Source organism: Ruegeria sp. AD6 (assembly GCF_056542325.1).
Genome location: NZ_JBQFZQ010000002.1, coordinates 332,601 through 357,359, shown reverse-complemented (window position 1 = coordinate 357,359; position 24,759 = coordinate 332,601). Strand labels below are relative to the sequence as shown.

Annotated in this window: 23 protein-coding genes and 1 pseudogene; 12 read left to right on the top strand and 12 right to left on the bottom strand. The window is 55.4% G+C overall.

What is annotated here, in order from left to right; all coding sequences use genetic code 11:
* Positions 1-117: 117 nt before the first annotated feature.
* Together ACR0KJ_RS08585 and ACR0KJ_RS08580 are read right to left on the bottom strand one after the other, a co-directional pair.
* Positions 118-543 (bottom strand): CGNR zinc finger domain-containing protein, encoded by a 426-nt coding sequence (locus ACR0KJ_RS08585; protein WP_480626441.1) that lies wholly within the window; start codon positions 541-543, stop codon positions 118-120.
* A 477-nt stretch (positions 544-1,020) separates the two neighbouring features.
* Positions 1,021-1,413, bottom strand: a complete 393-nt coding sequence (locus tag ACR0KJ_RS08580) for a hypothetical protein (RefSeq protein ID WP_480626440.1) — start codon at positions 1,411-1,413, stop codon at positions 1,021-1,023.
* A 330-nt stretch (positions 1,414-1,743) separates the two neighbouring features.
* On the opposite strand from ACR0KJ_RS08580, the gene ACR0KJ_RS08575 reads away from it, so the two are divergent.
* On the top strand, positions 1,744-1,932 hold the full coding sequence (locus ACR0KJ_RS08575; RefSeq protein ID WP_170456588.1) for a hypothetical protein: 189 nt from the start codon (positions 1,744-1,746) through the stop codon (positions 1,930-1,932).
* Between the two features lie 207 nt (positions 1,933-2,139).
* On the opposite strand, the gene ACR0KJ_RS08570 is transcribed toward ACR0KJ_RS08575, so the two are convergent.
* On the bottom strand, positions 2,140-3,264 hold the full coding sequence (locus ACR0KJ_RS08570; RefSeq protein ID WP_480626439.1) for a hypothetical protein: 1,125 nt from the start codon (positions 3,262-3,264) through the stop codon (positions 2,140-2,142).
* A gap of 160 nt (positions 3,265-3,424) precedes the next feature.
* On the opposite strand from ACR0KJ_RS08570, the gene ACR0KJ_RS08565 reads away from it, so the two are divergent.
* From ACR0KJ_RS08565 to ACR0KJ_RS08555, 3 genes are read left to right on the top strand one after another with little or no spacing between them, the layout of a single operon-like run.
* Positions 3,425-4,021 (top strand): PepSY domain-containing protein, encoded by a 597-nt coding sequence (locus ACR0KJ_RS08565; protein WP_480626438.1) that lies wholly within the window; start codon positions 3,425-3,427, stop codon positions 4,019-4,021.
* A gap of 37 nt (positions 4,022-4,058) precedes the next feature.
* Positions 4,059-4,718, top strand: a complete 660-nt coding sequence (locus ACR0KJ_RS08560; protein ID WP_170736664.1) for a response regulator transcription factor — start codon at positions 4,059-4,061, stop codon at positions 4,716-4,718.
* A complete protein-coding gene (locus tag ACR0KJ_RS08555) occupies positions 4,718-6,046 on the top strand; it encodes a sensor histidine kinase (protein WP_480626437.1) in 1,329 nt (442 codons plus the stop codon). The genes ACR0KJ_RS08560 and ACR0KJ_RS08555 overlap by 1 nt, the downstream gene beginning before the upstream one ends.
* Positions 6,047-6,512: 466 nt before the next feature.
* On the opposite strand, the gene ACR0KJ_RS08550 is transcribed toward ACR0KJ_RS08555, so the two are convergent.
* Positions 6,513-6,698, bottom strand: a complete 186-nt coding sequence (locus ACR0KJ_RS08550) for a hypothetical protein (protein ID WP_480626436.1) — start codon at positions 6,696-6,698, stop codon at positions 6,513-6,515.
* 657 nt (positions 6,699-7,355) lie between these two features.
* On the opposite strand from ACR0KJ_RS08550, the gene ACR0KJ_RS08545 reads away from it, so the two are divergent.
* Positions 7,356-8,849: a cryptochrome/photolyase family protein gene (locus tag ACR0KJ_RS08545; RefSeq protein ID WP_480626435.1), complete on the top strand. Its 1,494-nt coding sequence runs from the start codon at positions 7,356-7,358 to the stop codon at positions 8,847-8,849.
* 243 nt (positions 8,850-9,092) lie between these two features.
* Here the strand turns inward: ACR0KJ_RS08545 and ACR0KJ_RS08540 are convergent, their stop codons facing one another.
* The 7 genes and pseudogenes from ACR0KJ_RS08540 to ACR0KJ_RS08510 all read right to left on the bottom strand — a co-directional run bounded on the left by ACR0KJ_RS08540 (position 9,093) and on the right by ACR0KJ_RS08510 (position 16,031).
* Positions 9,093-9,875, bottom strand: a complete 783-nt coding sequence (locus ACR0KJ_RS08540) for a ThuA domain-containing protein (protein ID WP_480626434.1) — start codon at positions 9,873-9,875, stop codon at positions 9,093-9,095.
* Positions 9,876-9,890: 15 nt separating this feature from the next.
* Positions 9,891-10,919 (bottom strand): LacI family DNA-binding transcriptional regulator, encoded by a 1,029-nt coding sequence (locus ACR0KJ_RS08535; protein WP_170456576.1) that lies wholly within the window; start codon positions 10,917-10,919, stop codon positions 9,891-9,893.
* 18 nt (positions 10,920-10,937) lie between these two features.
* Positions 10,938-11,942, bottom strand: a complete 1,005-nt coding sequence (locus ACR0KJ_RS08530) for an ATP-binding cassette domain-containing protein (RefSeq protein WP_170622693.1) — start codon at positions 11,940-11,942, stop codon at positions 10,938-10,940.
* 11 nt (positions 11,943-11,953) lie between these two features.
* Positions 11,954-12,982, bottom strand: a complete 1,029-nt coding sequence (locus ACR0KJ_RS08525; RefSeq protein WP_170456572.1) for an NAD(P)-dependent oxidoreductase — start codon at positions 12,980-12,982, stop codon at positions 11,954-11,956.
* Between the two features lie 8 nt (positions 12,983-12,990).
* On the bottom strand, positions 12,991-13,935 hold the full coding sequence (locus tag ACR0KJ_RS08520; protein ID WP_480626449.1) for a carbohydrate ABC transporter permease: 945 nt from the start codon (positions 13,933-13,935) through the stop codon (positions 12,991-12,993).
* Positions 13,827-14,687 (bottom strand): annotated as a pseudogene (locus tag ACR0KJ_RS08515) (carbohydrate ABC transporter permease); the annotation flags it as partial. The pseudogene ACR0KJ_RS08515 and the gene ACR0KJ_RS08520, both read right to left, overlap by 109 nt.
* A 90-nt stretch (positions 14,688-14,777) precedes the next feature.
* Positions 14,778-16,031 (bottom strand): extracellular solute-binding protein, encoded by a 1,254-nt coding sequence (locus tag ACR0KJ_RS08510; RefSeq protein WP_170521445.1) that lies wholly within the window; start codon positions 16,029-16,031, stop codon positions 14,778-14,780.
* A gap of 694 nt (positions 16,032-16,725) precedes the next feature.
* Here ACR0KJ_RS08510 and ACR0KJ_RS08505 point away from each other — a divergent pair.
* Genes ACR0KJ_RS08505 through ACR0KJ_RS08480 form a run of 6 tightly spaced genes read left to right on the top strand, consistent with a single transcriptional unit; the run spans position 16,726 to position 22,640 of the window.
* Positions 16,726-17,643 (top strand): substrate-binding domain-containing protein, encoded by a 918-nt coding sequence (locus tag ACR0KJ_RS08505; RefSeq protein WP_480626433.1) that lies wholly within the window; start codon positions 16,726-16,728, stop codon positions 17,641-17,643.
* Between the two features lie 16 nt (positions 17,644-17,659).
* Positions 17,660-19,252 carry a sugar ABC transporter ATP-binding protein gene (locus ACR0KJ_RS08500; protein ID WP_480626432.1) on the top strand — a complete coding sequence of 531 codons (1,593 nt, stop codon included), beginning with the start codon at positions 17,660-17,662 and terminating at the stop codon, positions 19,250-19,252.
* Positions 19,253-19,293: 41 nt separating this feature from the next.
* Entirely contained in the window at positions 19,294-20,247 is a 954-nt protein-coding gene (locus ACR0KJ_RS08495; protein WP_480626431.1) for an ABC transporter permease, read from the top strand.
* The gene (gene rbsD / locus ACR0KJ_RS08490) at positions 20,244-20,654 is read left to right on the top strand and encodes a D-ribose pyranase (RefSeq protein WP_170456563.1); all 411 of its coding nucleotides are present in this window, start codon (positions 20,244-20,246) and stop codon (positions 20,652-20,654) included. The genes ACR0KJ_RS08495 and rbsD overlap by 4 nt, the downstream gene beginning before the upstream one ends.
* Positions 20,651-21,595, top strand: a complete 945-nt coding sequence (locus tag ACR0KJ_RS08485) for a ribokinase (protein ID WP_480626430.1) — start codon at positions 20,651-20,653, stop codon at positions 21,593-21,595. Before rbsD ends, ACR0KJ_RS08485 begins: the two co-directional genes overlap by 4 nt.
* A gap of 52 nt (positions 21,596-21,647) precedes the next feature.
* Positions 21,648-22,640 carry a LacI family DNA-binding transcriptional regulator gene (locus ACR0KJ_RS08480; RefSeq protein ID WP_170521965.1) on the top strand — a complete coding sequence of 331 codons (993 nt, stop codon included), beginning with the start codon at positions 21,648-21,650 and terminating at the stop codon, positions 22,638-22,640.
* A 172-nt stretch (positions 22,641-22,812) separates the two neighbouring features.
* On the opposite strand, the gene ACR0KJ_RS08475 is transcribed toward ACR0KJ_RS08480, so the two are convergent.
* Entirely contained in the window at positions 22,813-23,742 is a 930-nt protein-coding gene (locus ACR0KJ_RS08475; protein ID WP_480582909.1) for a LysR family transcriptional regulator, read from the bottom strand.
* 52 nt (positions 23,743-23,794) lie between these two features.
* Here ACR0KJ_RS08475 and ACR0KJ_RS08470 point away from each other — a divergent pair, with 52 nt between their 5' ends.
* Entirely contained in the window at positions 23,795-24,748 is a 954-nt protein-coding gene (locus tag ACR0KJ_RS08470; RefSeq protein WP_480626429.1) for a hypothetical protein, read from the top strand.
* The last annotated feature ends 11 nt before the right edge of the window (positions 24,749-24,759 follow it).

Here is a 24,759-nt window from a genome sequence, read left to right as displayed (position 1 = left end):
TGCAGACATCAGTTAAGCCTATTTCTCTCCATCGCTCGCCGCGAAGGCATTTGAGCTAAGCTCTTTGTTTTGTTTGATTCCGGCAGCGTAGTTGCGGGAGGCTTTGGCTCTGTTTCCTCAGGTTTCCATGATGCACCACTTGCGCCGGGCGTTTTTGGTTTCGTCAAGAAACAGCCAGCCGCAATCGGAGCCGGGGCACGTATTCACGCGAGTCGGTTCGCGCTTATCGCTCAATATCGACAACGCGGAGATTGCGATCAGCCGAATCAAATGCCAGCGGCGCAGGCTTAATAAAGACCGGTTTGGCAAGGCTTCAAGCCTCTGCAATTGTATATCAATGTTCAGATCCATAAATTGTGCGGGGTTCAAAATTGCACTTCTCAGGTTTGACCTAAACGCACGGATTGTCTCGTTTGACGAAGAGTGAAGCGCATTGGGGAGCCCGAGTTTTTGAGCCAAAATGTCTAAATCAGCGGTCGTTCCAATTTTCTCGTTTAGGACCTGATTGTCGTTCGCCCAGTTTGCCGTGTTCAGTGAATCCAATGCCAGCCTGCCTGCAATCGTTCGAACGATGGTGTGTGTACTGTAGTTCGTGACGTTTTCTAACCACTATAAGGGTTGACCGGCATTGCGCTTTGAACCCTACCTTTATCATGGTTAGAAAAATGCTGCGCCCAATATATGTTATGAAAACCGTAGGTTCGTCCTGACATGGCGGGGAGTCTTGTGCAGAGCGCTGCGATTGGCTCCAATAACCATCTTTGTAATTCCGTTTGGAGTGGGCATTGGAGAACCGGCCATTGAAAATGGGTTAAGCGTCTTTCAGACCGCGATGATGTAGAGATCGATGAATGGTGCGTTGATCTGATCAATATTTTGGCCGAGCGCGGGGCCCTGGATCACCTGAACCCCAAAGAACTCTTAAAGCTGGGCCAGTATCCCGTTCGAGTCTATTGCCCCGTTTTCGGTTTGCGTCGAAACGGCAGATAACCGAGCATACTTAGTCAGTGAAGAAGACAGTCAGTTAAGGATATTAGCTATGGCACCTATCAGGTTCAACACCTCGTGTGTCTCTCGGTTCACCTGATACACATAGTCTCCGGCACGCACATAATAGCCGTTTCGCCGCAGTCCATATCGGCTGGGATTGTCGATACGCACATACCCATCATAGATGTAATCCCCAACCCGATACCGTTTGACTTGGCCTGGCGGTACGCATGGAACCGCTTTCTTGGCCAATCCCGGTGGGCAATGTTTTGCTTTGGATTTAACGAGAACGGGCTGCAGTGCCGTGTCTATATCGATAATATGTTTAAGATTGTGAGAATGAGCGTCGAAGTTCGCGCTCGAAACAGGCGCGGTCTGAGCGATGAATAACGTCGCCGCGAATCCCAATGCCGTTTTCATCATTTTTTGCCTCCTTTGGCGTCATATCCCAGTTATGATCTCCGTCCGGATTTAACCAACCCATAGGCGGAGAATGGCTTGTCGATGGCAATTTGTGCTCTACCGCGTTGGTTTGTTTCGCACGACATTCTCACCTAACGACCTTCCAAATCGTCAAACCGGAAGGGGCAATAGCAAGGTCGCACGGCCAGACAATTCATTTGTTTTTGTCTCGTAAACAACATTAACCGAAGGTGAACAATGTATTCTCAATGCGTTCAACCAAGCTTGGGCATAGTGATCGAGTTGGATCGAACGACACCTAGTTCGTTTGGTGGAAACAAGGGGAATAAGATGGTCAAGCCTGCCTTTGTGACTGAGGACGACAGCAGAGCTGCTGCGATGCGAACCGCCGGTAAATCTGTTGAAGAGCGTCTGCAAACCACGATGAATTCGAGCAATGGTCGCTTCCCTCCTGTCGAAAATGCACTGACAGAGATTATTAAAAACAAGCGGCTATCCGAGGCTCACCAAAACGTCTGAAGGCGAGTCAGCTGACCCCCGAACAATTCTCGATTTCGTCCTAAATATCGGAATTGTACCTAAATCCCGTCCCATCTTGGGGCGGGATTTTCTTTGTGCGCGTCGCGATTGCCGAAAGCCAACGCTTGATGCGTCGAAAGGCCCTTGACCGTCCCGGCTTTCGGTACGTCCAAGAGTGGAGGTCAACAATGGGCAATCAGCTTCGGTTCATAGTCCAAGAAGCGATTTAACCTGCGCTTCAACCGCGTCGGTGACCGGTTTGTTGGCGGCTGCTTCCAAGGCTTCACGTTCAGCCAGGTCCTGCTCTTCAACAAGCTCTGCAAGTTCTTCCGCCTCTTCGACAGCTTCGTTGTAGTCAATGGCGGCCTGTCTTTCGTCATTTAGGTCCTGGGCTTCCTCGATCGAGTCGTCCAAAGCGGCCTGGGCTTCTGCCAGCTGTGCTTCGATGTCAGGATTTGTACCGCCCGCGTCGTCCAAAGCCTGCTCAAGCTCTTCAACCTTGTCTCGGTTGGCTTGAACATCGCCCAGCGCGGTTTCCAAATCATCCTCGATTTCTTGAACTGACCGGTCTGGTTGTTCCAGTCCTGCAAGAACCTCCAACTGTTCTTCCAGTTCCTCACGCAATGGCTCACCGGCCAGCACCGTGTCTCGGTACTTGGCTATTCTGCCAACCCGTGAATTGGGTGCGGCATTGGCCAGTGCAGTTGGGCTTGCATTGGCCGCGTTAAGCGCGCCCAATTCCGAGGGATGAGCGCCAAGTAGCGCTGCAAGACGGTTGCCTTTGGTTCGGGAAACGGGGCGCTTCGACTCTTCCACAATTACAGCCTCGCGAACCGTTTTTTGCACCTTGGCCTTTTGCGCTCCACGTGTTGTCGTGGCGCCCTTGCGAGAGGAATCTGTTTTGCGGGCTTTGTTTTTCCCTTTGAACAAGTCCTTCAGAGAGAACCCTCCGCCTTTCTTCTGACCGGACCGAGCAGACTGAGACTTTGTTTTACTCTGACCGGATTTACCGGCCTTGCTGCCGCCACGGCTTTTGTCGGCCCCTTTGCCGCTATTGCCAGCAGAGCTGCGATCTCCGCTGTCGCCCTTAGCGCCGTTGCCGTTTCCGCCCCAGTTGCCGTTTCCACCACCATTACCGTTGCCGCCGCCATTGCCATTGCCGCCGCCATTGCCGTTGCCTGGCTTGGCATAGGCAAAATCGGGAGTTGCGACAGTGGCGACAATGGCCGTTGAGCCCAACAAGGCGATTGCGATTGTCGAGGCTTTCAGCAGTCCGCAATTGGTGGTTTTCATCTCAATCTCCTCACAACTCACAGCAACGGCTGTCAGCATTCACAGCTTAGCCGCTGTATCCGGGCAGCATGATCCCTGGTCGAATCAACAAAGTTGGGCTGCATTAAACTTGAGGTCGCTTGAACGCAGGGCTAACTGCTTGTTCATCATCGGTTCATGTCCGGCCTTATAGTCTTCGTCGACTGTGTTTGAGGGTGTAATGCAAGTCAAAGTGTTATTTCTGGTTGTGGCTTTGCTGACCGTCTTGTCCGGAGGGCAAGCGGAGGCGGACGCACGTGAACTCAAACAGTCTGAACTGCGCATGGCGACGTTGTCCGGCAGCGCAATACGGCTGAACCGTGTCATCAAGGGCGTGGAAAAAGCCTTCGGTGGAACGCCAGTCGATGCGCGCGCATTCAAAACGGACAAGATTTACTATCGTATTCTGGTCAAAAAGCCGGGCGGAAAGATCGTCAGTGTGATCGTAAATGCCCAAACCGGCACAGTCGTCTCGAACCGTTCAAGTATCGGGCGCGAGATTTCCGAGGCCGCACGCAATTCAACCAAATCCAAAAGCAATAATGGTCAGAGCGCCTCTGCCACCCGTGGAAACAGCGCAGGTCGCAGCAATGCCGGCGGCAACAGCAACGGTGGTGGCAACGGTAACAGCGGTGGCAATGGTAACGGTGGCGGCAATGGCGGTGGCAACGGTAACGGAGGCGGCAATGGCGGCGGAAACGGGGGCGGCAACGGCGGTGGAAATGGCAACGGTAATGGCGGCGGCAATGGTGGCGGAAAAGGCGGCGGTAAAAAATAGCGTGAAGCTGACGACCCTTTACCTATAGTCTCTCGATATGCGAATACTCCTTGCTGAAGACGAACCCCAGCTTTGCGAGCAAGTGAAAAAGCTGTTGGGTGCGGAAGGCCGCGTGGTCGATGTGGCAAATAATGGGACGGATGCCCTGCATCTGGGGTCGACCGAACCGTACGACATGATCATCCTCGACATTGGCCTGCCCGAGCGTGACGGTATCTCGGTTCTGCGTGAATGGCGCAGCGCGGGTGTCAAAACCCCGGTTTTGATCCTGACTGCCCGAGACGGCTGGAGCGAACGTGTCGACGGCCTGGATGCCGGCGCGGATGACTATATGACCAAGCCGTTTCACATGCCCGAGCTGGCCGCGCGGGTTCGTGCCATCTTGCGACGCCAAAGCGGCCAGTTGAACCCCGTGATAGAAATGGGGGATGTCTCACTGGATACACGAAACGGTCGGGTCAGTGTAGGAGGCATTCCTGTCGATTTGACCGCGCAGGAGATCGCAGTTCTGACCTATCTGGCGCATAACATTGGTCGTATGGTGTCACGCACTGAGTTGTCCGAACATATCTACGAATATGACGGCGACAGAGATTCCAACACGATTGCCGTATTCGTTACTCGCCTGCGCAAAAAACTGGGCTCTGATTTGATCACCACCGTCAGGGGGCGCGGCTACATGATCGATCCAACCTGATGCTCTCGTTGCGTCAACGGGCCTTACTCGGTGGTATCGCCTCGGGAGCTTTGTCGGTAGGCGTTGGTACGTTGGTGGTGTTTTCCTACATCAATACGCGCGTTCTGGATCAGTTCGACGGAGCGTTGCAGGACCGGCATACCCAACTTGTCGTTGGTCTCAGCGCCACCACGGATGACCCTGAAACCTTGCGACAATTGGTGTTCGACCCGGCCTATGGCACGCCTTACTCGGGACGCTATTGGCAAGTAACGGACAGTGCCGGGGCCATCTATACGTCTGCCTCGCTCTTCGATGAAACGATTGCCGAACCTCCAAGCGCAAGTGGCGAAACAACCGTTTGGAACACCATGGGCCCGGATGGTGAGGCCATTCGCAGCGTCTACCAGAAGATTACGTTCGAAGACGGGACGGAGTGGGGCGTAACAGTCGCCGAAAGCAGAAGCCAACTGATCAACGAACGCAGCGCTGCACAAAGAAACTTGTTACCGGTCTTCGGCTTGGTCGGTTTGATCGGCGTGGCCGGTTCTCTTTTGCTGATGTCCGCCATTGTCGGCCCGCTCAGGAAATTGCGCGCCGATGTGGCCCATCGCTGGGATCAGGGCGATGACCTGGTTCCCAAAGACTACCCGGATGAGGTTTCCCCCTTGGTGGAAGATCTCAATAAATTGCTGCATCGAAATCGCGAAATTGTCGCCGGTTCGCGAAGGCAGGCGGCGGATCTGGCGCATGCGCTTAAAACACCAACGGCCATATTGCGAAACGAATTGGCCGAACTGGCAGACGCCGGAGCACATACCGAGCCCGCGGAAGAGGCCCTGACCCGAATAGACGCGCAGCTTAGCCGTTCACTCGCGCGCATGCGTGCATCAAACACCGGAGAGTTGACGCATTCCAGGACAGACCTATCGAATTCGGTCGAACGGCTGTCCCGACTGTTCTCGGTCATGGCAGAGCGCGAGGGGAAGACGCTTGTCTCGGATTGCGAGGCTGGTCTTCGCGTCCGAATGGACCCTCAGGACATCGAGGAAGTGATCGGAAACCTTCTCGACAACGCCCTTAAGTGGAGCCGGGCAACATTCCAAATCACCGCGAAACGCACGGACAGCGGTATCGAACTTTGCGTCGAGGACGATGGACCCGGTATTCCGGAAAGTGCCCGAGATGAGGTCCTGCGTTCCGGCAGTCGGTTGGACACCTCTGTAACGGGAACAGGGTTGGGCCTGTCTATTTCCGTGGATTTGTTGGTTGCTTATGGTGCGAAGCTAGAACTCGGAGCATCGAAACGTTTAGGCGGCTTGGCTTGTGAAGTGACGATTGATCTATGAGAAAAGCGTATCGTCAAATGTAGCTGGCGTCTCGGCTCTGTTCCCACACTACGCTAAAGTCTCTGGTTAATTCAAAAGTAGACCTTGTAGAAGTTGTAGGGAGAAGGGGCAACAAGGGACGCCCCTCAGTTCAAACTGGCCTGGACTACGGCTTCAGATATTTACTGATAGCCGCAATACCCGCTTCGGCGCAGATGTCTTCGAATTCCTTGCCATCTGCATCCTCACCAAGAGAACCGACAATTCCGATGCAACCGATGACGGCGCCTTCGTAAACGATCGGGATGTCCTCTGAGAGGGTAACCAGGCCGAATTAATTGAAGACAGCACCTAACGTAGGTTCATGCTCATTTTGGGCCTCAATCACCGAGGACGCTTCGCGGCGTGATGCGGCCGTGATTGCTTTGCGGCTGCTGGTGTGAACGGTGTGGGGAAACGCGCCTTCGCGTATCAGTTGGACGCGGGGCTACGCGCGTTGGTTTGCGACCGTAACTGTGGTGGCAAATCCCATACCTGCGCAGCTTTGAGATGCGACTGTGGCCGCAGTTTGTGCCCATTCTAGGGGAATACTCATTTCCATGTACGGATCGGCCAGCGCAGCGCCGGTCAGCAAAGCCAAGGAGAAACAGGGTGTCTTGGCAAACATATTCATTTTGACGTCCTTTTCCGAGAGGTAGTTGGGCGAGTGGTTGAAAGGAAGGATCTGCACTGGCCGTCGTTTTGCAGTTTTAAACGTGGCTCTGCGAAACTAATTTGGACCAGCTCTACACACGCGTTGACGAGGTCGTGCGTTTATGCGGCGCACATCTTATGTCGCACGAACCGGCAGGTGTATTGGGGATGTTGGCAGGTCTCATCAGCCAATGGGTAAGGCGACGCTCGGATTTGCTAGGGATGCATTGAACAGCATGCTGGCAAGCTCTGACATGCGGCCTCAGCCCGTCGATGACTGGAGTGTACCGATCCTTGCAGCCGCCCAACAGATCGGGGTGCGAACCGTCGCTACCGCCTATCCACCCATCGGTCCCGTAAGGACGCGTTTGGACAGAGCCGAACCCAAATTGGCCGAGGCTGGTGTTTCGCTGCACCGGGTGAGGCGCAATTACGATAGTGTCGCCTGGCCCTACGCAAAATCCGGCTTTTTCACTTTGAAAAAGAAAATCCCAACCATTCTGGCAAATCTGAACTTGTTGCGATGAATCGTTCCGGCGCGCGCAAACGGCGGCGACCGGGGCAAAAGAAGAACAATTATTTGCCAAAGGTACGGCGTGTCATACTTCGCTTCTAAACAGAACGTGCCGGAACGACCATGCCCATTGCCACAATCCTTCTGCCCAACCAGCTATTTACCGATCATCCGGGTTTTGCAGAGCCCCCGGACCTGGTGGTTTTGTTCGAGGATCCATTGTTCTTTGGCGACGCGAGGTATCCCGCGCGGATGCATAAGCAAAAGCTCTGGCTCCATCGGGCCAGCATGGCGCGTTTCCAGCAGGATTTGATCGCCAAAGGTTTGAATGCCGAAATTTACCCGTATGAAATGCGGACAGATGCTTGCAAACGTCTGTTTCAGCGGCTGGCAAGGACAGGGATTGATCGCGTCGTGATGGCGGATCCGGTGGATTTCATTGCGCGAAATCGAGTCGAAAAGGCCGCAGAGATTGTGGGTATCGCTCTGGAGATACGTCCATCGCCCGGCTTTCTGAACACAGGTGCAGATAACGCGGCGTGGATCACAGGCCGAAAACGTTGGTTCATGGCCGAGTTCTACAAAAGTCAGCGTCGTCGTCTGGATGTCTTGATGGACGGCGATCAACCAATGGGGGGCCGGTGGAGCTTTGACGGGGATAATCGCAAAAAGGTTCCAAAAGCGCTGCTTGGCAGTTTGCCGTGGATTGATTGGCCCACGCATGGCGCCGTTGACCAGGCTGCAAAGGATAGCGTGATCTCTGAGTTTCCGGACGCGCCTGGGTCGCTGGACAGGCTTTACTATCCGACATCGCATGGGGCCGCAGCGGATTGGTTGCAACAATTCCTCGAACGCCGGTTTCGTCAGTTCGGCGATTTTGAAGATGCCATCGTTGAAGGGGAAGGCTGGCTTTGGCACGCTGTTCTGACACCCGCGCTGAACATCGGGCTGCTGACGCCCAAACAAGTGCTGGACGCGACGCTTGAACACGCGCAGACACGGGATATCCCCCTCAATTCGGTCGAGGGGTTTATCCGACAGATCATTGGCTGGCGAGAGTTCATGCGCGCCACCTATGAACATCTTGGCGTCGAGATGCGGACCACCAATCATTGGGGCCACAGCCGCAAGATGCCCGCCTCTTTCTACAATGGCACCACCGGCATCGACCCGATTGACGACACAATCGGGCGCATTCTGCAGACCGGTTATTGTCATCACATCGAACGGCTGATGGTTCTGGGTGGTTTTATGTTCCTGTGCGAGATCGACCCTGATGAAGTCTATCGCTGGTTCATGGAGATGTTCGTGGACAGCTATGACTGGGTCATGGTTCCAAACACCTATGCCATGAGCCAGCACGCCGATGGTGGGCTGATGACCACCAAACCCTATTTTTCGGGTTCAAACTATATCCGGAAGATGAGCCATTGGGGCAAAGGCCCTTGGGCAGAGGTTTGGGACGGCCTGTATTGGCGTTTCATTTTCAAACATCTGGACAGGCTTGCACAAAATCCGCGCTGGTCGATGATGTGTAAAACGGCAATACGGATGGATTCGGAGACCAAGAAAAAGCACCTGATCGTCGCCGAGGTTTTTCTGACTCGGCAGCAATGAAAGCGCTACCGGACATTGACCTGTTACCCGATAGAGTCTGTTACGAAGTCCGTTCCAGAATGGCCGAAACGGTGTTTCTGGCTTGTTTTCGCCAAACCAAAGAGGTTCAGGCTTTGGCTCAAGGATCTATTCGGCCACACATCCTCAGCATTTGCGGGTACGGTTGCCATCAACAGTGATATCCGGAGTAGTTGGGCAAAGGCGATCAACCTTGGCTTTAGTCAAGTTCTCGACAAGACGCATTTAGCGAAACCCATCTTCCCCGTCCGAGTGCAGTTTTGGACCGCGTTCTTCGATAGGTTCAATTGCGTTTTCAACCGTTCGATTGGGCGCCGCTTGGACATCGGTGATGCGTGTTGTGGATGGTTTTGCCCATTTCACCGCGTTGCGGAGAACCAGTCGAACAGTCTCGTCATGATACGTGGGATAGGTTTCGTGCCCTGGCCGGAAATAGAAGATGTTACCGGCCCCGCGGCGGTAGGTCAGGCCTGACCGGAAGACCTCGCCGCCCTGAAACCAACTGACAAAAACCGTTTCAAGCGGGTCCGGAACGCTGAAAGGCTCGCCGTACATTTCTTCATGCTCGAGTTCGAAATAGTTCGGCAGCCCTGACGTGATCGGGTGTCCGGGGGCTGTCACCCAAAGGCGTTCGCGCTCACCAGCTTCGCGCCAGGTTATTGAGCATGGCGTGCCCATGAGTTTTTTGAAGATTTTGGAAAAATGCGCCGAGTGTAACAGGATCAATCCCATTCCTCCCCAAACGGCATCTGAAATGCGATCTACAACCTGGTCCGAGACGCCGCCATGTGCGGCGTGCCCCCACCAAAGCAGCACGTCCGTTCCGTCCAGTCGGCTTTGGGGCAAACCATGTTCCGGTTCCTGCAAAGTTGCGGTTGTCGCTTCGATTTCCGGGTCTTGGTTGAGCGCGCCGGCGATACAGTCATGCATACCACGGGGGTAAATCGAGGCGACTACCTGATTGGTCTGTTCGTGGACGTTTTCGCCCCATACGACGGCGCGGATCATGATGAAAGGCTCCGATTAGCGGTTGTTTCGTGGCGCGGCGGTGCTTGCACGTGGGATTAGTTCGGGGGCGATAATGATCGGTTGGTCGGCCCCTTCTTCTTCGTTCAGGATCGACACGAGCTTTCGGCAAGCCAGACGTCCCCAGTCGCGGCGTGGCAGGCGTATGCTGGACAGGCCCGGGTTGAAAATGGCGGCATAGGGCATGTCATCATAGCCGATGACAGAAATATCTTCCGGCACCCGCACTCCGGCGCGCACCAGCCCGTGCAGCAATCCGGTGGCTGTTTCATCGTTGTGAACGAATACCGCAGTCGGCAGATTGCCCGATGCCAGCAATTGCTCGGCTGCCTCCAGACCATAATCGACCGAGAGCTGACCCATCAATTCACGGTCTTTTTGCAGTGGGATGCCCGCGTTTTTCAACGTCTGGTTAAAGCCGTGATAGCGGCGCTCGAACCCATTGGTGTGTAGCGGTCCACACACCTGAGCGATATCGCGGTGCCCAAGTTCTATGAGGTGCCCGGCGGCCAGACGCCCGCCTAAGACGTCATCCGTTCGCACTGTCGGCAGATCAATTTCTTTGTGCCCGCCGCAAGAAACGACCGGCGGGCCTGAATAAACGCCGTTGGCGTCGCTGGGCAACAAATCCTCGAGAAAGCCGTTTGTGTTCAGGATCAGCCCGCCAGCCTTGTTCATCAACAGCATGTCCGAGAACGCACGCTCGCTTTCGGCGTCTTCCGAGGTGTCGCCTATGAGAAGGACGTAACCATGCGCGCGCGCTTCTTCTTCGATGCCCTTGAAGAATTCGGCGAAAAAGGCATTCGTGATCTCAGAGACCAGAACGAGCAGGGTTTTACTGCGCCCACGCCGCAGGTCGCCTGCCGCCTGATTGGCCCGATAGCCCAGCCGTTTCATGATCTCGAACACGTGCTCGCGCGTTGCGGCTTTCACATCGTCCGGGCGCGACATGGCTCGACTGACGGTTGCGATCGAGACACCAGCCTCGCGAGCCACATCTTTGACGGTTGGACGCTTTGAACTCATATCTTCTTCCAACTTGATTCAGGCGGCGATCGGCCGCCCTTGGTCATTGAATTTATGGATGAATCCCGGTTGGGGTCGCAAGTGGATGGTGTCTCCTACATCTTGGTTCTGCTGACCATCAAGGCTTACGGTCAGAACACCTGCATCCGGAACCCGCACATATAGAATTGTGTCGTGGCCCAGCCGTTCCACCAGAGTCACTTTGCCTTCCCATGCGTCGTCAGCCTGACCGACGGCAAAATGCTCGGGCCGAATGCCCAAGGTTGAAGCACCTACGGCTTGAGCATAACGCCCCTTGACGAAGTTCATCTTGGGCGAACCGATGAACCCCGCGACAAACTCGGTGGCGGGGTGGTTGTACAGGTCCATTGGGCTGCCGACCTGTTCGATATAGCCGCCGTTCAGGACCACGATGCGATCCGCCATGGTCATCGCCTCGACCTGATCATGGGTGACGTAGATCATCGTTGTTGCCATACGCTGATGCAGTTCACTGATTTCCACCCGGGTTTCCGAACGAAGCGCCGCGTCAAGATTCGAAAGCGGTTCGTCCAGCAGAAAAACCTGCGGGTTGCGGACAATGGCGCGACCGATGGCCACGCGCTGCCTCTGACCACCGGATAGCTGGCCCGGTTTACGGTCAAGGAATGGGCCAAGTTTCAGCGCATCGGCTGCCTCTTGCACCTTGTTTTGGATTTCATCTTTCGAACGGCGCTCAAGATTGAGCGAGAACCCCATATTCTCGGCCACTGTCATTTGCGGGTAAAGCGCATAGGACTGGAACACCATGGCAATGTCGCGTTGGCGCGGCGACAGATCGTTGGCGCGTTTGCCGCCAATCATCAGATCGCCTCCGGTCACTTCTTCAAGGCCTGCAATCATCCTGAGCAGCGTAGATTTTCCGCATCCGGAAGGGCCGACAAAGACGATGAATTCCCCGTCTGCAATCGACAGGTTGATGTCGTGAAGCACTTCGACATTACCATAAGCCTTGGACAGGTTCCTGAGTTCAACTCCAGCCATCTCTTCCTCCCTTACCCGGCCGCCAATGGCGCACGGATGATGTTTCTTACGGTATCCAAAGACGCAGCTTGCAGCCGCCGTTCAGGGGCCCCTGACAAAATCGCTTTGACGTCATGCAGGATCATGTCTCCAATCGGGTGGCGGCCACCTTCCACGGCAGCTGCACGGTGCGGCGACCAGATGACATTGTCGACCTGTCGCAACGCGGCGCGCTTGGACACCGGTTCTTGTGGGAACACGTCGCTGGCGACGCGAATGCGGCCAGCGCTGGCGGCCTCAACAAGGGCGTCGAAATCGACGAGATGAGACCGGCTGATCACAACAACCAGCGTCCCGGGTTTCATCTTTTCGATAAGGGTTCGGGATACAAGCTGATAATTCTCGTCGGTGGGCGTTGCCGCGATGACGACAAGGCGGTTGTTGGTGGTCACTTGCTCCAAGTCGCAGAATTCGACACCGTCAAACGTTGTTCCGCTTGCTTTCAGCCACGGATCATAGGCTTCGATCTTTGGGGAAAATGGCGCAAGAAGGCGTACGCATTCCTGCGCGATGGACCCGAACCCGACAAACCCAATGCGTTGACCGTAAAGCGAGAAATCCGTGCCGATATTGTCGTTGAACCACCTTTCGGATCCGGCGCGGAAGCGTTCGTGCTCATCAACGATGCCGCGACCGCCTGCGATCATCAGACCAAGCGCCATTTCCGCGACCGAGCGTCGAAATCCCGGCGCGCAAGACAACACTTCGATACCGCGCTCGAAACACGCATCATAGTCGAGACCGGTTTGAAAGGTGCCCGAAACCTCGATCACCGCGCGTAGGTTTTTGGCAGCATCCAGGTCCTGCCGATTCAACTCCGGCCTGGCGGCGGCGACAAACTCTGCGTCCGGCAGCCGTGCGAGAAAATCCGCCCGCGGCATCGCCCAGTTTACGCCACCATGAATGTCGCAAAGCTCGCCCAGGGCCGTGTAGGCAGACGGTCGGAATAATTCTTCCAACTGGCGAAAGTGTTGATCTAGAATGAGAAGGGGTTTCGACATGTTTCGCCTCACTTCACCGCGCCCGCGGTCATGCCGCGCACGAAGTGGCGTTGGAAGAACAGGAACAAAAGAACGACCGGGATCGCCATGATCACGGTACCGCTGGACAATCCGGTCACGTCGCGGGTCATGGTCCCCTGAAAGTTCAACAGACCCACCGACAGCGTGCGCATTTCGTCCTGGGTCAACAGAAGCAGTCGCAGCAACAGATCGTTCCAGCTCCAGAGAAACTCAAGCAGTGCGGTTGTGACCACTGCGGGTGTGGCAATCGGCATGACGACGCGGCGGTAAATCTGAAACTCGGTCGCACCGTCGATCCGGGCCGCTTCGTGCAGCGCCTTGGGGACGCCCTGAAAAAACGATGAGAACATGAAGACGAAAACCGACACGGCCAGGGCAAGGTCCGCGAAGATGACACCCAGATGGGTGTTGAGAAGGCCAAAGGACCGGACGATTTGAAACAGCGGCAGGACAATGGCCGTCACAGGGATCATCAATCCAATCAGGAACAGGATTTGCAGCACCGCCTTGCCGCGAAACTCCATGAAAACCTTGGCATAGGCCGCAAGCGAGGCGATAAAGATCATGACGACAGCATCAACGACCGAGATGATCAGGGTGTTGAAGAAATACACGCTAAAGCTACCATCGGTCCAAACGCGCGCATAATGCTCGAAGGTCAGGCTGATCGGCGGATACCACGGCGGGTTCACCAATTCGGTCGTGGGCTTGAGCGATGTGAATACCGTCAGAATGAGCGGAGAGACCATCACAACAGCGATGACGCCGAGAATGAACAGCAGAATCCAGCGTCCCATCACCGATCCTCTCTGTTCTGGATCTGCATGTAGATGATCGTTGCAATACTGACGATCACCAGCAGCGCGACGCCAATGGCCGACCCATAGCCATACTGGTTTTCCAGCGCCCCGCGTTTGTACATGTAGGTCGATAGAATTTCGCTGAACCGGATCGGGCCGCCCTGAGTTGTGGCCCAGACGATGTCGAAGACCTTGAACGATTGCGTAAGTGTCAGAATGAAGACCACAGCCGTGACAGGCCTCAGGGCGGGCAGGGTGACATAGCGGAAGGATTGCAGCGGATTTGCACCATCGACCCGCGCGGCCTCGTACAGGTCCTCGTCAACGGCCTGAAGCCCGGCAAGGAAGATGATGACGCTCAACCCGATTGTCGACCAACTATGTGCCAAGGCCAGAGCGTATAACACCAAATCGGGGCTACCCAGCCAGGGGGTGGCGAGAGCCCCCAACCCGATACTCTCAAGCACCTGATTGATGACACCTGTCGGCTGATACATCCACCGCCAGATCGTGGCCACCGCCATCGGAGAGATCACGACCGGAAGAACGATGCATGTCTGGATCAGCAATCGCGCTTTCCAAACCCGCGCGAGCATAGCGGCAATCACCAGGCCAAGACCGACATTGATAACGATGATCACGCCGGACCAGACAAATGTATTCCGAAAGGCCTTCCAGAAGATCTTGTCAGAGAACAGTTTTTGATAGTTCTCCAAGCCGACAAAATTCCGTTCGGGGCTGATACCGTCCCAATTGGTAAAGGAATATTCTAGCACCGAATAGGTCGGGTAGATCGCAAAGACGATGTAGATCGTCAGTGCGGGTAGCAGAAACAGAACAGGGTTCAGGCGCTGCGCTAATTTGGAATCCGGGTCGAGAAACATGGCTCCACCTTCAACTTATGCGAGTGGTTCTTAGGGAGTGCGTCGGTCCACAGGCACGGCGCCCATGGACCGGCGTTTTGCCGAAAGGCCTTACCGTTCGGCGATGCCACCCGGCAGCATGATTTCACCGGCTTCCTTCGCGGCGGCCCATGCGGATTGCATTTCCGCAGTGAATTCTTCGGGCGTCATGACATCCAGAAGCAGGGCCTGCAGCCCATCATAAGAAACCGTGGTCAGGCTTCCCGGTGTGATGGTGTCCAGAAACGCCGGAACGGATCCGTTTGCTGCGTGATCGTCCGATGCTTTCCAGATGTCTACAGCCAACGCGGGCATCTGGGCCTCGCTCAGCGCCTGATCAAGTGGGCCGACAGGAACTGTGCCGGCGTTCAGCAGCGCGACGCGGCCTTCTTGCGACGCGAACATGTAGTTCATGAAGTCAATCGCCGCGTCCTTGTTGTCAGAGCTTTCGCGAATGTACCAGCCACTGCCGATAGAGTTGGTGGGGTGGATTTTCTGGCCATCTTCAAGTGGCGGCACGGCGAAGACGCTAAAGTCGTCGATGCGATCACCTGCAGCCTCGGTTCCGCCTCCGATCACCCAAGGTCCGGTGAAGGTCATCGGCACTTCACCGGCCCAAAACCGGTCCATCAGTTCACCATATCCGATTGCAACCGGTGTCGGTCCGAACCAGCCCGCTTTGCCCATCTCTTGCAGTTTTGCCGAGGCAGCCACAAAGGGCTCGTCAGTCCATGCGCCGTCGCCAAATAGAACGTCCTCGATACCTTCGGGACCTGCATAGCGACCAAACATCATGGACTGCCAATGCGACACGGGCCATTTGTCGGCAGCGCCGAGACCAATGGGTGTATCAAAGCCCGCCTCTTGCAGTTTCGCCACGGCGGCTTCCATGTCAGCCCATGTGGTGGGCACGGAAATTCCGTGTTCGTCAAAGATTGCCCTGTTGTAGAACATACCGGTCGTCTCGACCTCGTTCCCAAAGGCCCAAAGCTTACCGTCGCTTGATGTCTGCACCACGATGCCTTCGGGGATTGTGCTGCTCCAGTCATTTGCGAAATAGGCATCTGTCAGATCGGCGACGAGGCCGCCCGCAATAAGGGCCGCCGGTTGACCCGGGCCGGTTCCAAACGAGAAAAGATCAGGCCCTTCGCCAGCCGAAAGGGCGGGAATCAAAGCGGGGTTAAACAGGTCGGAAGAGTTCTTGACGATTGTCACCGTAACATCCGAATTCTGCGCATTATAGGCTTCGGCGAGATCATCGTAGACATTTGTTTGCCCGGGTTCCCCGGCAACCCAAACAACCACTTCCGACTGTGCGTATGTCATTATTGGCACTAAAGAAATCGCAGTTGCGATCGCACTGGCTGTGACAAACCTTTTCATGTTTTTCCTCCCAGTTTCGATGATTCTTTGTTCAAAATGTATACGATTACATAAAAATGTAAACGAATACATTTTTTCAATACTGCAGGCCGGCGAAATGCAGGCCTCGAAATTTGAGATCCTCCGTTCTCAAACAATTGCCGGGCGTCGCGCTGAAACAGTGTGCACACCCGTACTGTAAAGCGAGGCATCATCAACGTTGCTTGGATCGGCTTGGCGGTTCACAACCGCGGGGCAACGGTATCAAAACCTGCGATTCCGGGCGCCAGAAAACAAAGTTGTTTCAGCACTTGTTTAGCGACGGTTTCGATGGCGAATCATTGCTTTCACGAAATGTTCGGAAAACGCTTCCGTTGCCTTTCGGCTGCGAAAATCATCGTTGCGCTTCAGCGTGGGTCTCTGGTTCCATCGTTTTTAGTCGCCATAAATCCTCTGCGTGGCGAAAAGTCGATAAGCATTTGAAAATAATAAGGTAAATTTTCCAAAACGCGCGGTAAGTGTTTTCGGCGGGTCCTGAATATTCAATTATGAAACGTTTCATATTGACAGAAAAGCGATTCGATGGCTTCGTATAAAGACGGTGGATCGGCGTGAAAGATTGCCTTTCCGAACAAGCTGAAAACCTAGGGAGGCTCTTATGAAGCTCATGAAATTCGCTGCTGCGGCAGCGACCGGAATTCTATTGTCCGCAGGTATGGCGGCGGCTGACGATAAACCGGTTGTTGGCCTGATCATGAAGTCGCTGGCCAATGAGTTTTTTCAAAACATGCTGGTTGGGGCAGAGGCGCACGCTGTCGAGCGTGGCGACTATGAACTGATTGCCGTCGGGATGCAGAACGAGACGGATTTTGAATCCCAGATCAATGCGGTCGAGAACTTTATCACGCAGGGCGTCGATGCAATCGTCGTTGCCCCGGCAGATTCCAAGGCGATGGTCCGCCCGCTGAAACGCGCGATGGAAGCGGGAATCATTGTGGTCAATTTTGACGTCGCACTGGACGAAGGCGCAAAGGAACAGCAGGGCGTGGAACTGGCTTTTGTCGGCCCGGACAATCGCGGCGGGGCGAAACTGGCGGGTGATGCGTTGGGCAAAGCTCTGGGCGAGGGTGGCAAGGTCGTTATCATCGAAGGCAACCCCGGTGCAGACAATGCCAATCAGCGGCGCATGGGCTTCGAAGACTCGGTTGCGGAATACAAGCTTGACCTGCTCGACAGCCGCACTGCGCATTGGGAAACCGAAGAAGCCAACCAGGTTTTTTCGACCATGCTGACGGCAAACCCCGATATTCAGGGCGTGATGGCAGCCAATGACTCGATGGCCATCGGTGTGGTCAAGGCGCTGGAATCTGCGGGGCGTGACGACATTCTGGTGGTCGGATTTGACGCGATCCCGGCGGTTCTTCCGATGATCGAGGATGGTCGCTTGCTTGCGTCGGTGGATCAGTTTGGTGCCGATATGGCCGCGAACTCGATCGATCTGGCCCTCGAAGTCATCGCCGGTGGGCCGCAACTGGAAGGGTGGGTCAAGACACCTATCGAGCTGGTTACCAAATAAGGTGGAACTCTCGCGGATGCCCGTTACCCCTCCAATCGGGCATCCATCACTCTGGCTGAACAAGGTCGATCCAATGCGCGCTGATACCTCACTTCTGACTGTCAAAAACCTGAGAAAATCCTTTGGCGGCGTGCATGCTCTTGACGGGGTAAGTTTTGACCTGATCGCGGGCGAGGTCCACGCACTTGTCGGCGAGAATGGCGCCGGAAAATCGACCCTCATCAAGGTGCTTTCCGGCGTCCACCCCTTTGACGAAGGCACGGTGGAACTGGACGGGCAACCGTATAAGCCGTCAAACCCGCATGACGCAAAAGCAGCCGGAATTCAGGTGGTTCATCAGGAGTTCAATCTGCTCAACGATCTCAGCGTCGCAGAAAACATCTCGATCGAACATCTGCCGCGCAAACGGTTTGGCATTCTGGACCGGGGCGAAATGAAGCGCCGGGCTCGGCTGGCACTGGATGCAATCGGGCTAAGTGACATCGACGTTTCGACCCCCGTAAGAACACTTGGGATTGCGCATCGGCAGTTGGTTGAAATCGCCCGCGCCCTGCAAAGCGAAAGCCGCATCCTTATTCTGGACGAGCCGACAGCCACGCTCACCGAGCGCGAAACCGAGCGGTTGTTCGAGATCGTGGCCGGGATCAGGGCGAAGGGCGTAACCGTCGTGTTCGTATCGCATCATCTGGAAGAGGTCTTTGCCATTTGCGAGCGTGTCACGGTGTTCCGCAATGGTCAGACGGTCGTGACCAAAGACATATCAGACGTAACATCGGCGGACGTTGTCCGGTATATGGTCGGGCGCGAGTTGGAGGTCGACGCCTCGCATGCGCGCGAGGTCAAACAAAGCAGCGACATCGCCCTTTCGGTTCAAAACCTGCGCACCATGGCCAATCCCGGGCCCGACGGCGTTTCTTTTGATCTGCACAAGGGCGAGATTCTTGGGATTGCCGGATTGGTGGGTGCCGGACGCACCGAAGTTCTGAGGGCCATATTCGGGGCCGATCCAACTGTGTCGGGACAAGTGTTCCGCGAAGGTGCGCCGTTGAAAATCAAAGGCCCAAGGGATGGAATCTCGGCAGGGATCTGTTTCGTGACGGAAGACCGTAAAGAAGAAGGTCTGATCCTCGATATGCCGATAGCGGCAAACACGACGCTGGTTGATCTGGCCTCGGTAACAAAGCGCGGGCTTCTGGATTTTGCCGAAGAAAGACGACTGGCGACCCAAAGCGGTGCCAGACTGCATTTGAAATACGGGAAACTGTCGGATGCGGCCTCCAGCCTGTCCGGCGGCAACCAACAGAAAGTCGTTTTGGCAAAATGGCTTGCACGGAATCCCGACATTCTATTGCTGGATGAGCCGACACGCGGCGTCGATGTTGGTGCCAAGGCAGAAATCTACTCGATCCTGCGCGATCTGGTGTCCGAAGGTATGTCCATGATCGTTGTCTCTTCGGAACTGCCCGAACTGATTACACTGGCGGACCGTATTCTCGTCATGGCCAATCACCGCATTCAGGGCAGCCTGGAACGGACGGAATTTTCACAGGAACGAATTCTGCATCTCGCCTACGGGCAGCAGAGCGACACTGAAAGGAAAACGGCATGAGCACGATTGAATCAATTCCGCCTGCATCAAGGGAGAACGCTGTGTCTTTACGATCTATCGTCAACAATGCAGGTATCGGATTGGCCCTGCTTGTGATCGTGGTTTTCTTTTCGATTGCCAGCGAACATTTTCTGTCCGCCAATAACATCACCAACATCCTGACGCAGATTACGATCAATCTGATCCTGGCCGTTGGAATGACCTTTGTGATCCTGATCGGCGGCATCGATCTGTCCGTCGGGTCCGTCATGGCCTTCGCCGCCATTGTGGCAGGCAAAGCCATCACACTGCCCGGAATTGGCGAAACAGAGCTGATCATTCTGGCCGTATTGGCCGGTGTTCTGGCGGGAACCTTGTGTGGGGTTTTGAATGGGGCCATCAGTGCCTATTGGGCTTTGCCCTCTTTCATCATCACTTTGGGTATGCTGAACATTGCCCGGGGCGCAGCGCTTCAGATCTCAGACGCGCAAACGATCTACTCTTTTCCGTTTGCCTTCGAAGAGTTTGGCTCAAAACTGATCTATGGCGTGCCGGTGGTCTTTCTGGTTGCGCTTGGGTTGGTCGCAGTTGCATGGTTCGTGCTGAACCGCACCGTTTTCGGGCGTCTGATCTATGGGATCGGCAACAATGAAGAGGCCGTGCGCCTGGCCGGTCATCCCGTGTTCTGGTATAAGGTCGCAGCCTTTTCGATTTGTGGCATGACCGCCGGGATAGCAGCGATCATATATATGGCACGTCTGAACATCTCCTCTCCGATTGCAGGAATTGGGTTCGAACTGAACGCAATTGCGGCCGTCATCATTGGTGGCACCAGCCTAAGCGGTGGTCGTGGATCAGTCATCGGAACGCTTTTGGGGGCCATCATCATCGGCGTTTTGGCCAATGGTCTGATCCTGATCGGCCTGAGTGACTTCATGCGGCAGATGATCACCGGTGTTGTCATCGTGGTAGCGGTCATTCTTGATCATTATCGCGCAAAGTATTCGGCGGCGTGAAACGCGGCGTCCTCCTGAACCGGCACCTGAGTGCCCTCGTCGCCGAGCTTGGCCACCTCGATGAAGTTGTGGTGGCAGATGCAGGGCTGCCACACCCTAGGGCCGTACCCATAATCGACCTTGCTGTGACGGCCGGCGTGCCCGATCTGCAGCAGGTCCTGACAGCACTGGGAAGTGAGTTGATTGTGGAACACGCGATACTTACGACCGAAGCCAGCACGATAGTCACCGGCAAGATCACTGACCTGCTGACCGTCTGGCCCGCCAATCATGGGGCGGCGGTAGGACAATCCGTCCTGCCCCATGCAGAGTTCAAGGCGCGAACATCACAGGCAAAGGCAATCATTCGCACAGGTGAAACGACACCTTTCGCAAATGTCATTCTGGTGTGCGGGGTGGCGTTTTGACCCGTATTTCTGTTGTAGGAAGCATCAATGTCGATCTGACATCGTATCTCGAGCGCTGGCCCGGAGTGGGCGAGACGGTCGCGGCGGGCAGCACCCAGATCACACTTGGCGGCAAGGGTGCCAATCAGGCAGTGGCCGCTGCAAGGCTGGGCAGTCAGGTGACGATGATCGGCGCCGTCGGCAAAGACAGTTTTGGCCACGACGCCGTTGCCGACATTCGGGCAGCGGGCGTCGAATTGCGGGTTGCCGAGTTGCCGGATCGATCCTCGGGCATGGCATTTATCGATGTTGGACCCGATGGAGGGAATATCATTCGTCTTTCGCAAGGGGCGAATGCTGTCATGGACGCGAAGATGGTTGAACGCCACGCGGATGCCCTGCGGCAAAGTACTGTTGTGCTGCTTCAAAACGAGGTTCCGATCTCTGCATCTCTGGCCGCCGCGCGCATTGCGCATGAAGCCGGAGGATTGGTCATCATGGATCCCGCGCCCGCGCCCGTTCCGTTCTGGAGTGAATCGATCCTGAATGCCTTCGACATCATCACACCCAACACGCATGAAACGCACCTCATTCTCGGAACGTTGCCAACCACACTGGATGAGGCACGCATCGCCGCGCGCGCGCTGTGTTCTTCGGTGCGGCGGGGCGCGATAGTTACAATGGGCAGGCTGGGTGTCGCCTGGTGCATTGATGGCGAGGACGGTCAGATGACCGCGCCGAATGTTCCCGCAATCGACACTGTTGCAGCTGGTGATTGCTTTAACGGTGCCCTTGCACACGGATTGGCCGCCAAAGAGACCATCGATCAGGCCATAGTAACCGCAATGGATGCAGCGGCGTTTGCAACCACGCAGCGCGGGGCGTCAACATCCGCGCCCTTCAAACACCAACTGGAAAGTTTCAGGAAAAGGTCATATTCCCACTGTTTGGCAAATGGTTGAGAATACCAACTGTGGCCGTAAACTACTCGGCCAGGCTAAATCGGGTTCGGATATGGCAACAGTAAAAGATGTGGCCAGGCTTGCGGGGGTCTCGGTCGGGACGGTGTCGAAAGTTCTGTCGCATGACAGCACGGTAAAACCAGCGCGACGGGAAAAGGTTCTTAAGGCGGTCGAGGATCTTGGCTACAAGCCAAATCAGGCCGCGCGCGCATTGCGCACGAAGAAGGTGAATGTGATTGGACTTGTTGTTCCGGATATCACCAATCCGTTCTTTGCAAAGCTGGCGATGAGGATCGAAAAAGAGGCGTCAGCGCGCGGCTACACCGTGATGCTGACAACAACCATGGACGATCCGGAAACAGAAGCACGTCAGATCTCGGCATTGCTCGAACAGTCGCTGCACGGGCTTGTCATTGTCGCAACAAACGATTCCAGCAACGCCACACTGGGGAACTCTGACATCCCGATCGTGTCTCTGGACCGTCGCTTCGGCACCGCGGGACTTGTGAGTATCGATCATTCCGCATCGGCCGCAAAAGCGGCCGAGTATCTGCTTGATCTTGGCCATAGACGGATAGCCTACCTGGCCGGTCCACAAGACACCGAAGTTGGCAGGCTTAGAAAACAGGGTTTTGTCGAAGCCGTCGAACGGTTCGCATCGAGTGCTGACGATGTGGCACTTAATGTACTGGAAGGCACGTTTGACTATGACAGCGGCGAGGCACTTGCGCGGCAGGTTCTCACCCAATCTGAAACGCCCAGACCAAGTGCGATAGCAACCGGAAATGATCAGATGGCAATTGGTGCATTGCGAACAGCAAACGATCTTGGATTACGAGTGCCCGATGACCTGTCAGTGGTCGGGTTTGACGACATTGACCTTGCACTGCATGTAATCCCCCGCCTGACGACCGTTTCACAACCTGCAATGGAACTTTGCCACGCAGCGGTAACCCGCCTGCTGGATGGAAAGAACGTTTTCGATGAAGATCTTATGATTGAAGGTTCTGTCGTCGTTCGAGGATCTTCAACTGCCCCCAGGTAAAATCCACAGGAAGTTTACAGTGCCTCGTGCGAAGCGACCTCAATGGAAATTCGCACAATTGGAGCTGGCCTACCCACCATTTCGCAGTTGGAGAGCGGTTGCTTTAACTTCATTGATGCGCCCACTCCGGTTGACCCCAATGCACCAAATGTTGGCCGTGTGCGAACACCGTCTAAACAGCGCCCAGGCAGAGCTTCTTCAACCAGATTGAAAACGGATTCCCGTGATCGGCACGGAACATCAGCGTGGCCGTCGCTTGAGGCATCGCAAACGGAGTTGGTTGGGCCAACATCCCCAAAAGCCGTGCTGTTTTCTCGAACGGCGCGCGCAATGTCGTTATGAGTGCATCTGTCTCCGAAGCAAGGTTTAGCGCAGCAGAAAAGTTTGATGCGTAGCAAACGACATGGCGATCGATGCCGTGTTTTCGAAGAATCTTTTCGACCGGCCCTTCTTGCACACCACCTAATCCAACAAGGACATGTCGAGATGCGCTCCAAACCTTTGTTGTCGGATTCCGGCTGTATTCATGCGTTTCGGGCGTGAACGTGCACCACTCGAGTGGCGCAATTCTGTGCAGAACCAGGTTCGTGTCCGATTTTTGGCGGCCAAAGCCCAAACCAATGTCTGCCTTGGAGCTTAAAACGGCCTGCCGCGCCATGTTCCCTTCAAGGAACTCAACGGAAGCGAGCGGAGCCGCGTTCGCGATGTCGCCGATGAAATCCGTGAACAGCGACGTGCAAAGATCCGGCGTCGCAACACGAATGCGGCGTGTGGTCGTAGCAGGGTCAAACTCGAAATCGGTTGTGAACATCAGTTTTGCGGCTTCGGCCGCGGCTGTTACACGGGGATGCAACTCTTCGGCGAATGGAGTGAGCCGCATCGCCCATCCGTCACGAACAAGAATCGGATCGCGAAAATGGTCGCGCAATCTCGCAAGGCTGTGCGACATTGCAGACTGTGTGCGACCTACGGCGTAAGCTGCGTCCGAAACGGATCGTCGGTCCAGAAGCGCATCCAATGCGGTGATCAGGTTCAAGTCGAGGGCTGCGAGGCTTCCATTAACCTTGCTCATGCAAGCATTGTATTCATCGATTTGATTCATGTCATCTGCTCTGTCAGCGTTGCAGTATCATGAGCCGAGAGGGGATATGACTGTGAAACTGGCCTCGAAAACACTTTGCCTCCTTGCTGCCAGTGTACTGGCCACACCTGCCCTGGCACAGGGTAGCGCGTTTGATCTTAACGGGACTTGGGAAAGCATTGCTTGCGAACTGCGCCCACAGGTCGGGCAGGATGGCGTCGCACCTTGGTACCTTAAGCGTTCGATCACGTTTGCACCCGGCCGCATCGATGCGCATTTCACCACTTATTCCGATGCCAACTGTTCCGCACCGCTTCTGGAGTTGAAGTTTGGCGGTGACGTCAACATCCTCGGGGCATCCGAAGTGGCGCAGGGCGCACGTAACGTTGATCTGACCGTCAACGACTATCTGACCATCACGCCGCAGTTGGAAGGCTTCGCGGGGATTCTGAACTCAGCCGAGACGGGCGCTTGTGGACCTGAAGAGTGGTCCGTCGGCAATGAGCAGGACGTGTTTGAAACCGGATGCTCAGTCATGGGGATAGCGGCGAACGCGCCTACCACAGAATATGAGGTGCTCTATGTCTCAGCCGGCCATCTCTACTTTGGCGCGCGGCCTGTTGACGGCATGCCACTGGCCCAACCCGACGACCGTCCGACAGCCTTGCAGATGCCACTCAGGCGATTGAAGGGAGGAAAGACCCAGAAAGTAGGCGCGGATGATCTGCGTGTGCCGAAACATGTTGAGATCGTCTTGTTTGAACAAGCCGACGGCGCAGACCCCACGGATGTTCGATCGTTTTTTGAGACCATCACGCAAAAAATGAACCAGAACGACACGCTCCTATACCGTACCGTGGGCCAAGGTGAAAACGGTATTTGGCTTTGCGTAAACTATTGGACCAATCGCCCAGATATGGAGACCCTGAACGCGCAAGCACAAAGCTGGGCGGACGAGTTTGCGGCCATGGGCGAACTGGTCAAACCAAACAGCTTTCGACTGACCAGCTACGACACGGGGCTCTAGCGATTCAGCGT

Excerpts from the sequence above, each read along its gene's own strand:
- ACR0KJ_RS08580 (WP_480626440.1), bottom strand. The coding sequence starts at position 1,413 with ATGATGAAAACGGCATTGGGATTCGCGGCGACGTTATTCATCGCTCAG.
- ACR0KJ_RS08575 (WP_170456588.1), top strand. The coding sequence starts at position 1,744 with ATGGTCAAGCCTGCCTTTGTGACTGAGGACGACAGCAGAGCTGCTGCG.
- ACR0KJ_RS08570 (WP_480626439.1), bottom strand. The coding sequence starts at position 3,264 with ATGCTGACAGCCGTTGCTGTGAGTTGTGAGGAGATTGAGATGAAAACC.
- ACR0KJ_RS08565 (WP_480626438.1), top strand. The coding sequence starts at position 3,425 with ATGCAAGTCAAAGTGTTATTTCTGGTTGTGGCTTTGCTGACCGTCTTG.
- ACR0KJ_RS08560 (WP_170736664.1), top strand. The coding sequence starts at position 4,059 with ATGCGAATACTCCTTGCTGAAGACGAACCCCAGCTTTGCGAGCAAGTG.
- ACR0KJ_RS08555 (WP_480626437.1), top strand. The coding sequence starts at position 4,718 with ATGCTCTCGTTGCGTCAACGGGCCTTACTCGGTGGTATCGCCTCGGGA.
- ACR0KJ_RS08550 (WP_480626436.1), bottom strand. The coding sequence starts at position 6,698 with ATGAATATGTTTGCCAAGACACCCTGTTTCTCCTTGGCTTTGCTGACC.
- ACR0KJ_RS08545 (WP_480626435.1), top strand. The coding sequence starts at position 7,356 with ATGCCCATTGCCACAATCCTTCTGCCCAACCAGCTATTTACCGATCAT.
- ACR0KJ_RS08540 (WP_480626434.1), bottom strand. The coding sequence starts at position 9,875 with ATGATCCGCGCCGTCGTATGGGGCGAAAACGTCCACGAACAGACCAAT.
- ACR0KJ_RS08535 (WP_170456576.1), bottom strand. The coding sequence starts at position 10,919 with ATGAGTTCAAAGCGTCCAACCGTCAAAGATGTGGCTCGCGAGGCTGGT.
- ACR0KJ_RS08530 (WP_170622693.1), bottom strand. The coding sequence starts at position 11,942 with ATGGCTGGAGTTGAACTCAGGAACCTGTCCAAGGCTTATGGTAATGTC.
- ACR0KJ_RS08525 (WP_170456572.1), bottom strand. The coding sequence starts at position 12,982 with ATGTCGAAACCCCTTCTCATTCTAGATCAACACTTTCGCCAGTTGGAA.
- ACR0KJ_RS08510 (WP_170521445.1), bottom strand. The coding sequence starts at position 16,031 with ATGACATACGCACAGTCGGAAGTGGTTGTTTGGGTTGCCGGGGAACCC.
- ACR0KJ_RS08505 (WP_480626433.1), top strand. The coding sequence starts at position 16,726 with ATGAAGCTCATGAAATTCGCTGCTGCGGCAGCGACCGGAATTCTATTG.
- ACR0KJ_RS08500 (WP_480626432.1), top strand. The coding sequence starts at position 17,660 with ATGCCCGTTACCCCTCCAATCGGGCATCCATCACTCTGGCTGAACAAG.
- ACR0KJ_RS08480 (WP_170521965.1), top strand. The coding sequence starts at position 21,648 with ATGGCAACAGTAAAAGATGTGGCCAGGCTTGCGGGGGTCTCGGTCGGG.
- ACR0KJ_RS08475 (WP_480582909.1), bottom strand. The coding sequence starts at position 23,742 with ATGAATCAAATCGATGAATACAATGCTTGCATGAGCAAGGTTAATGGA.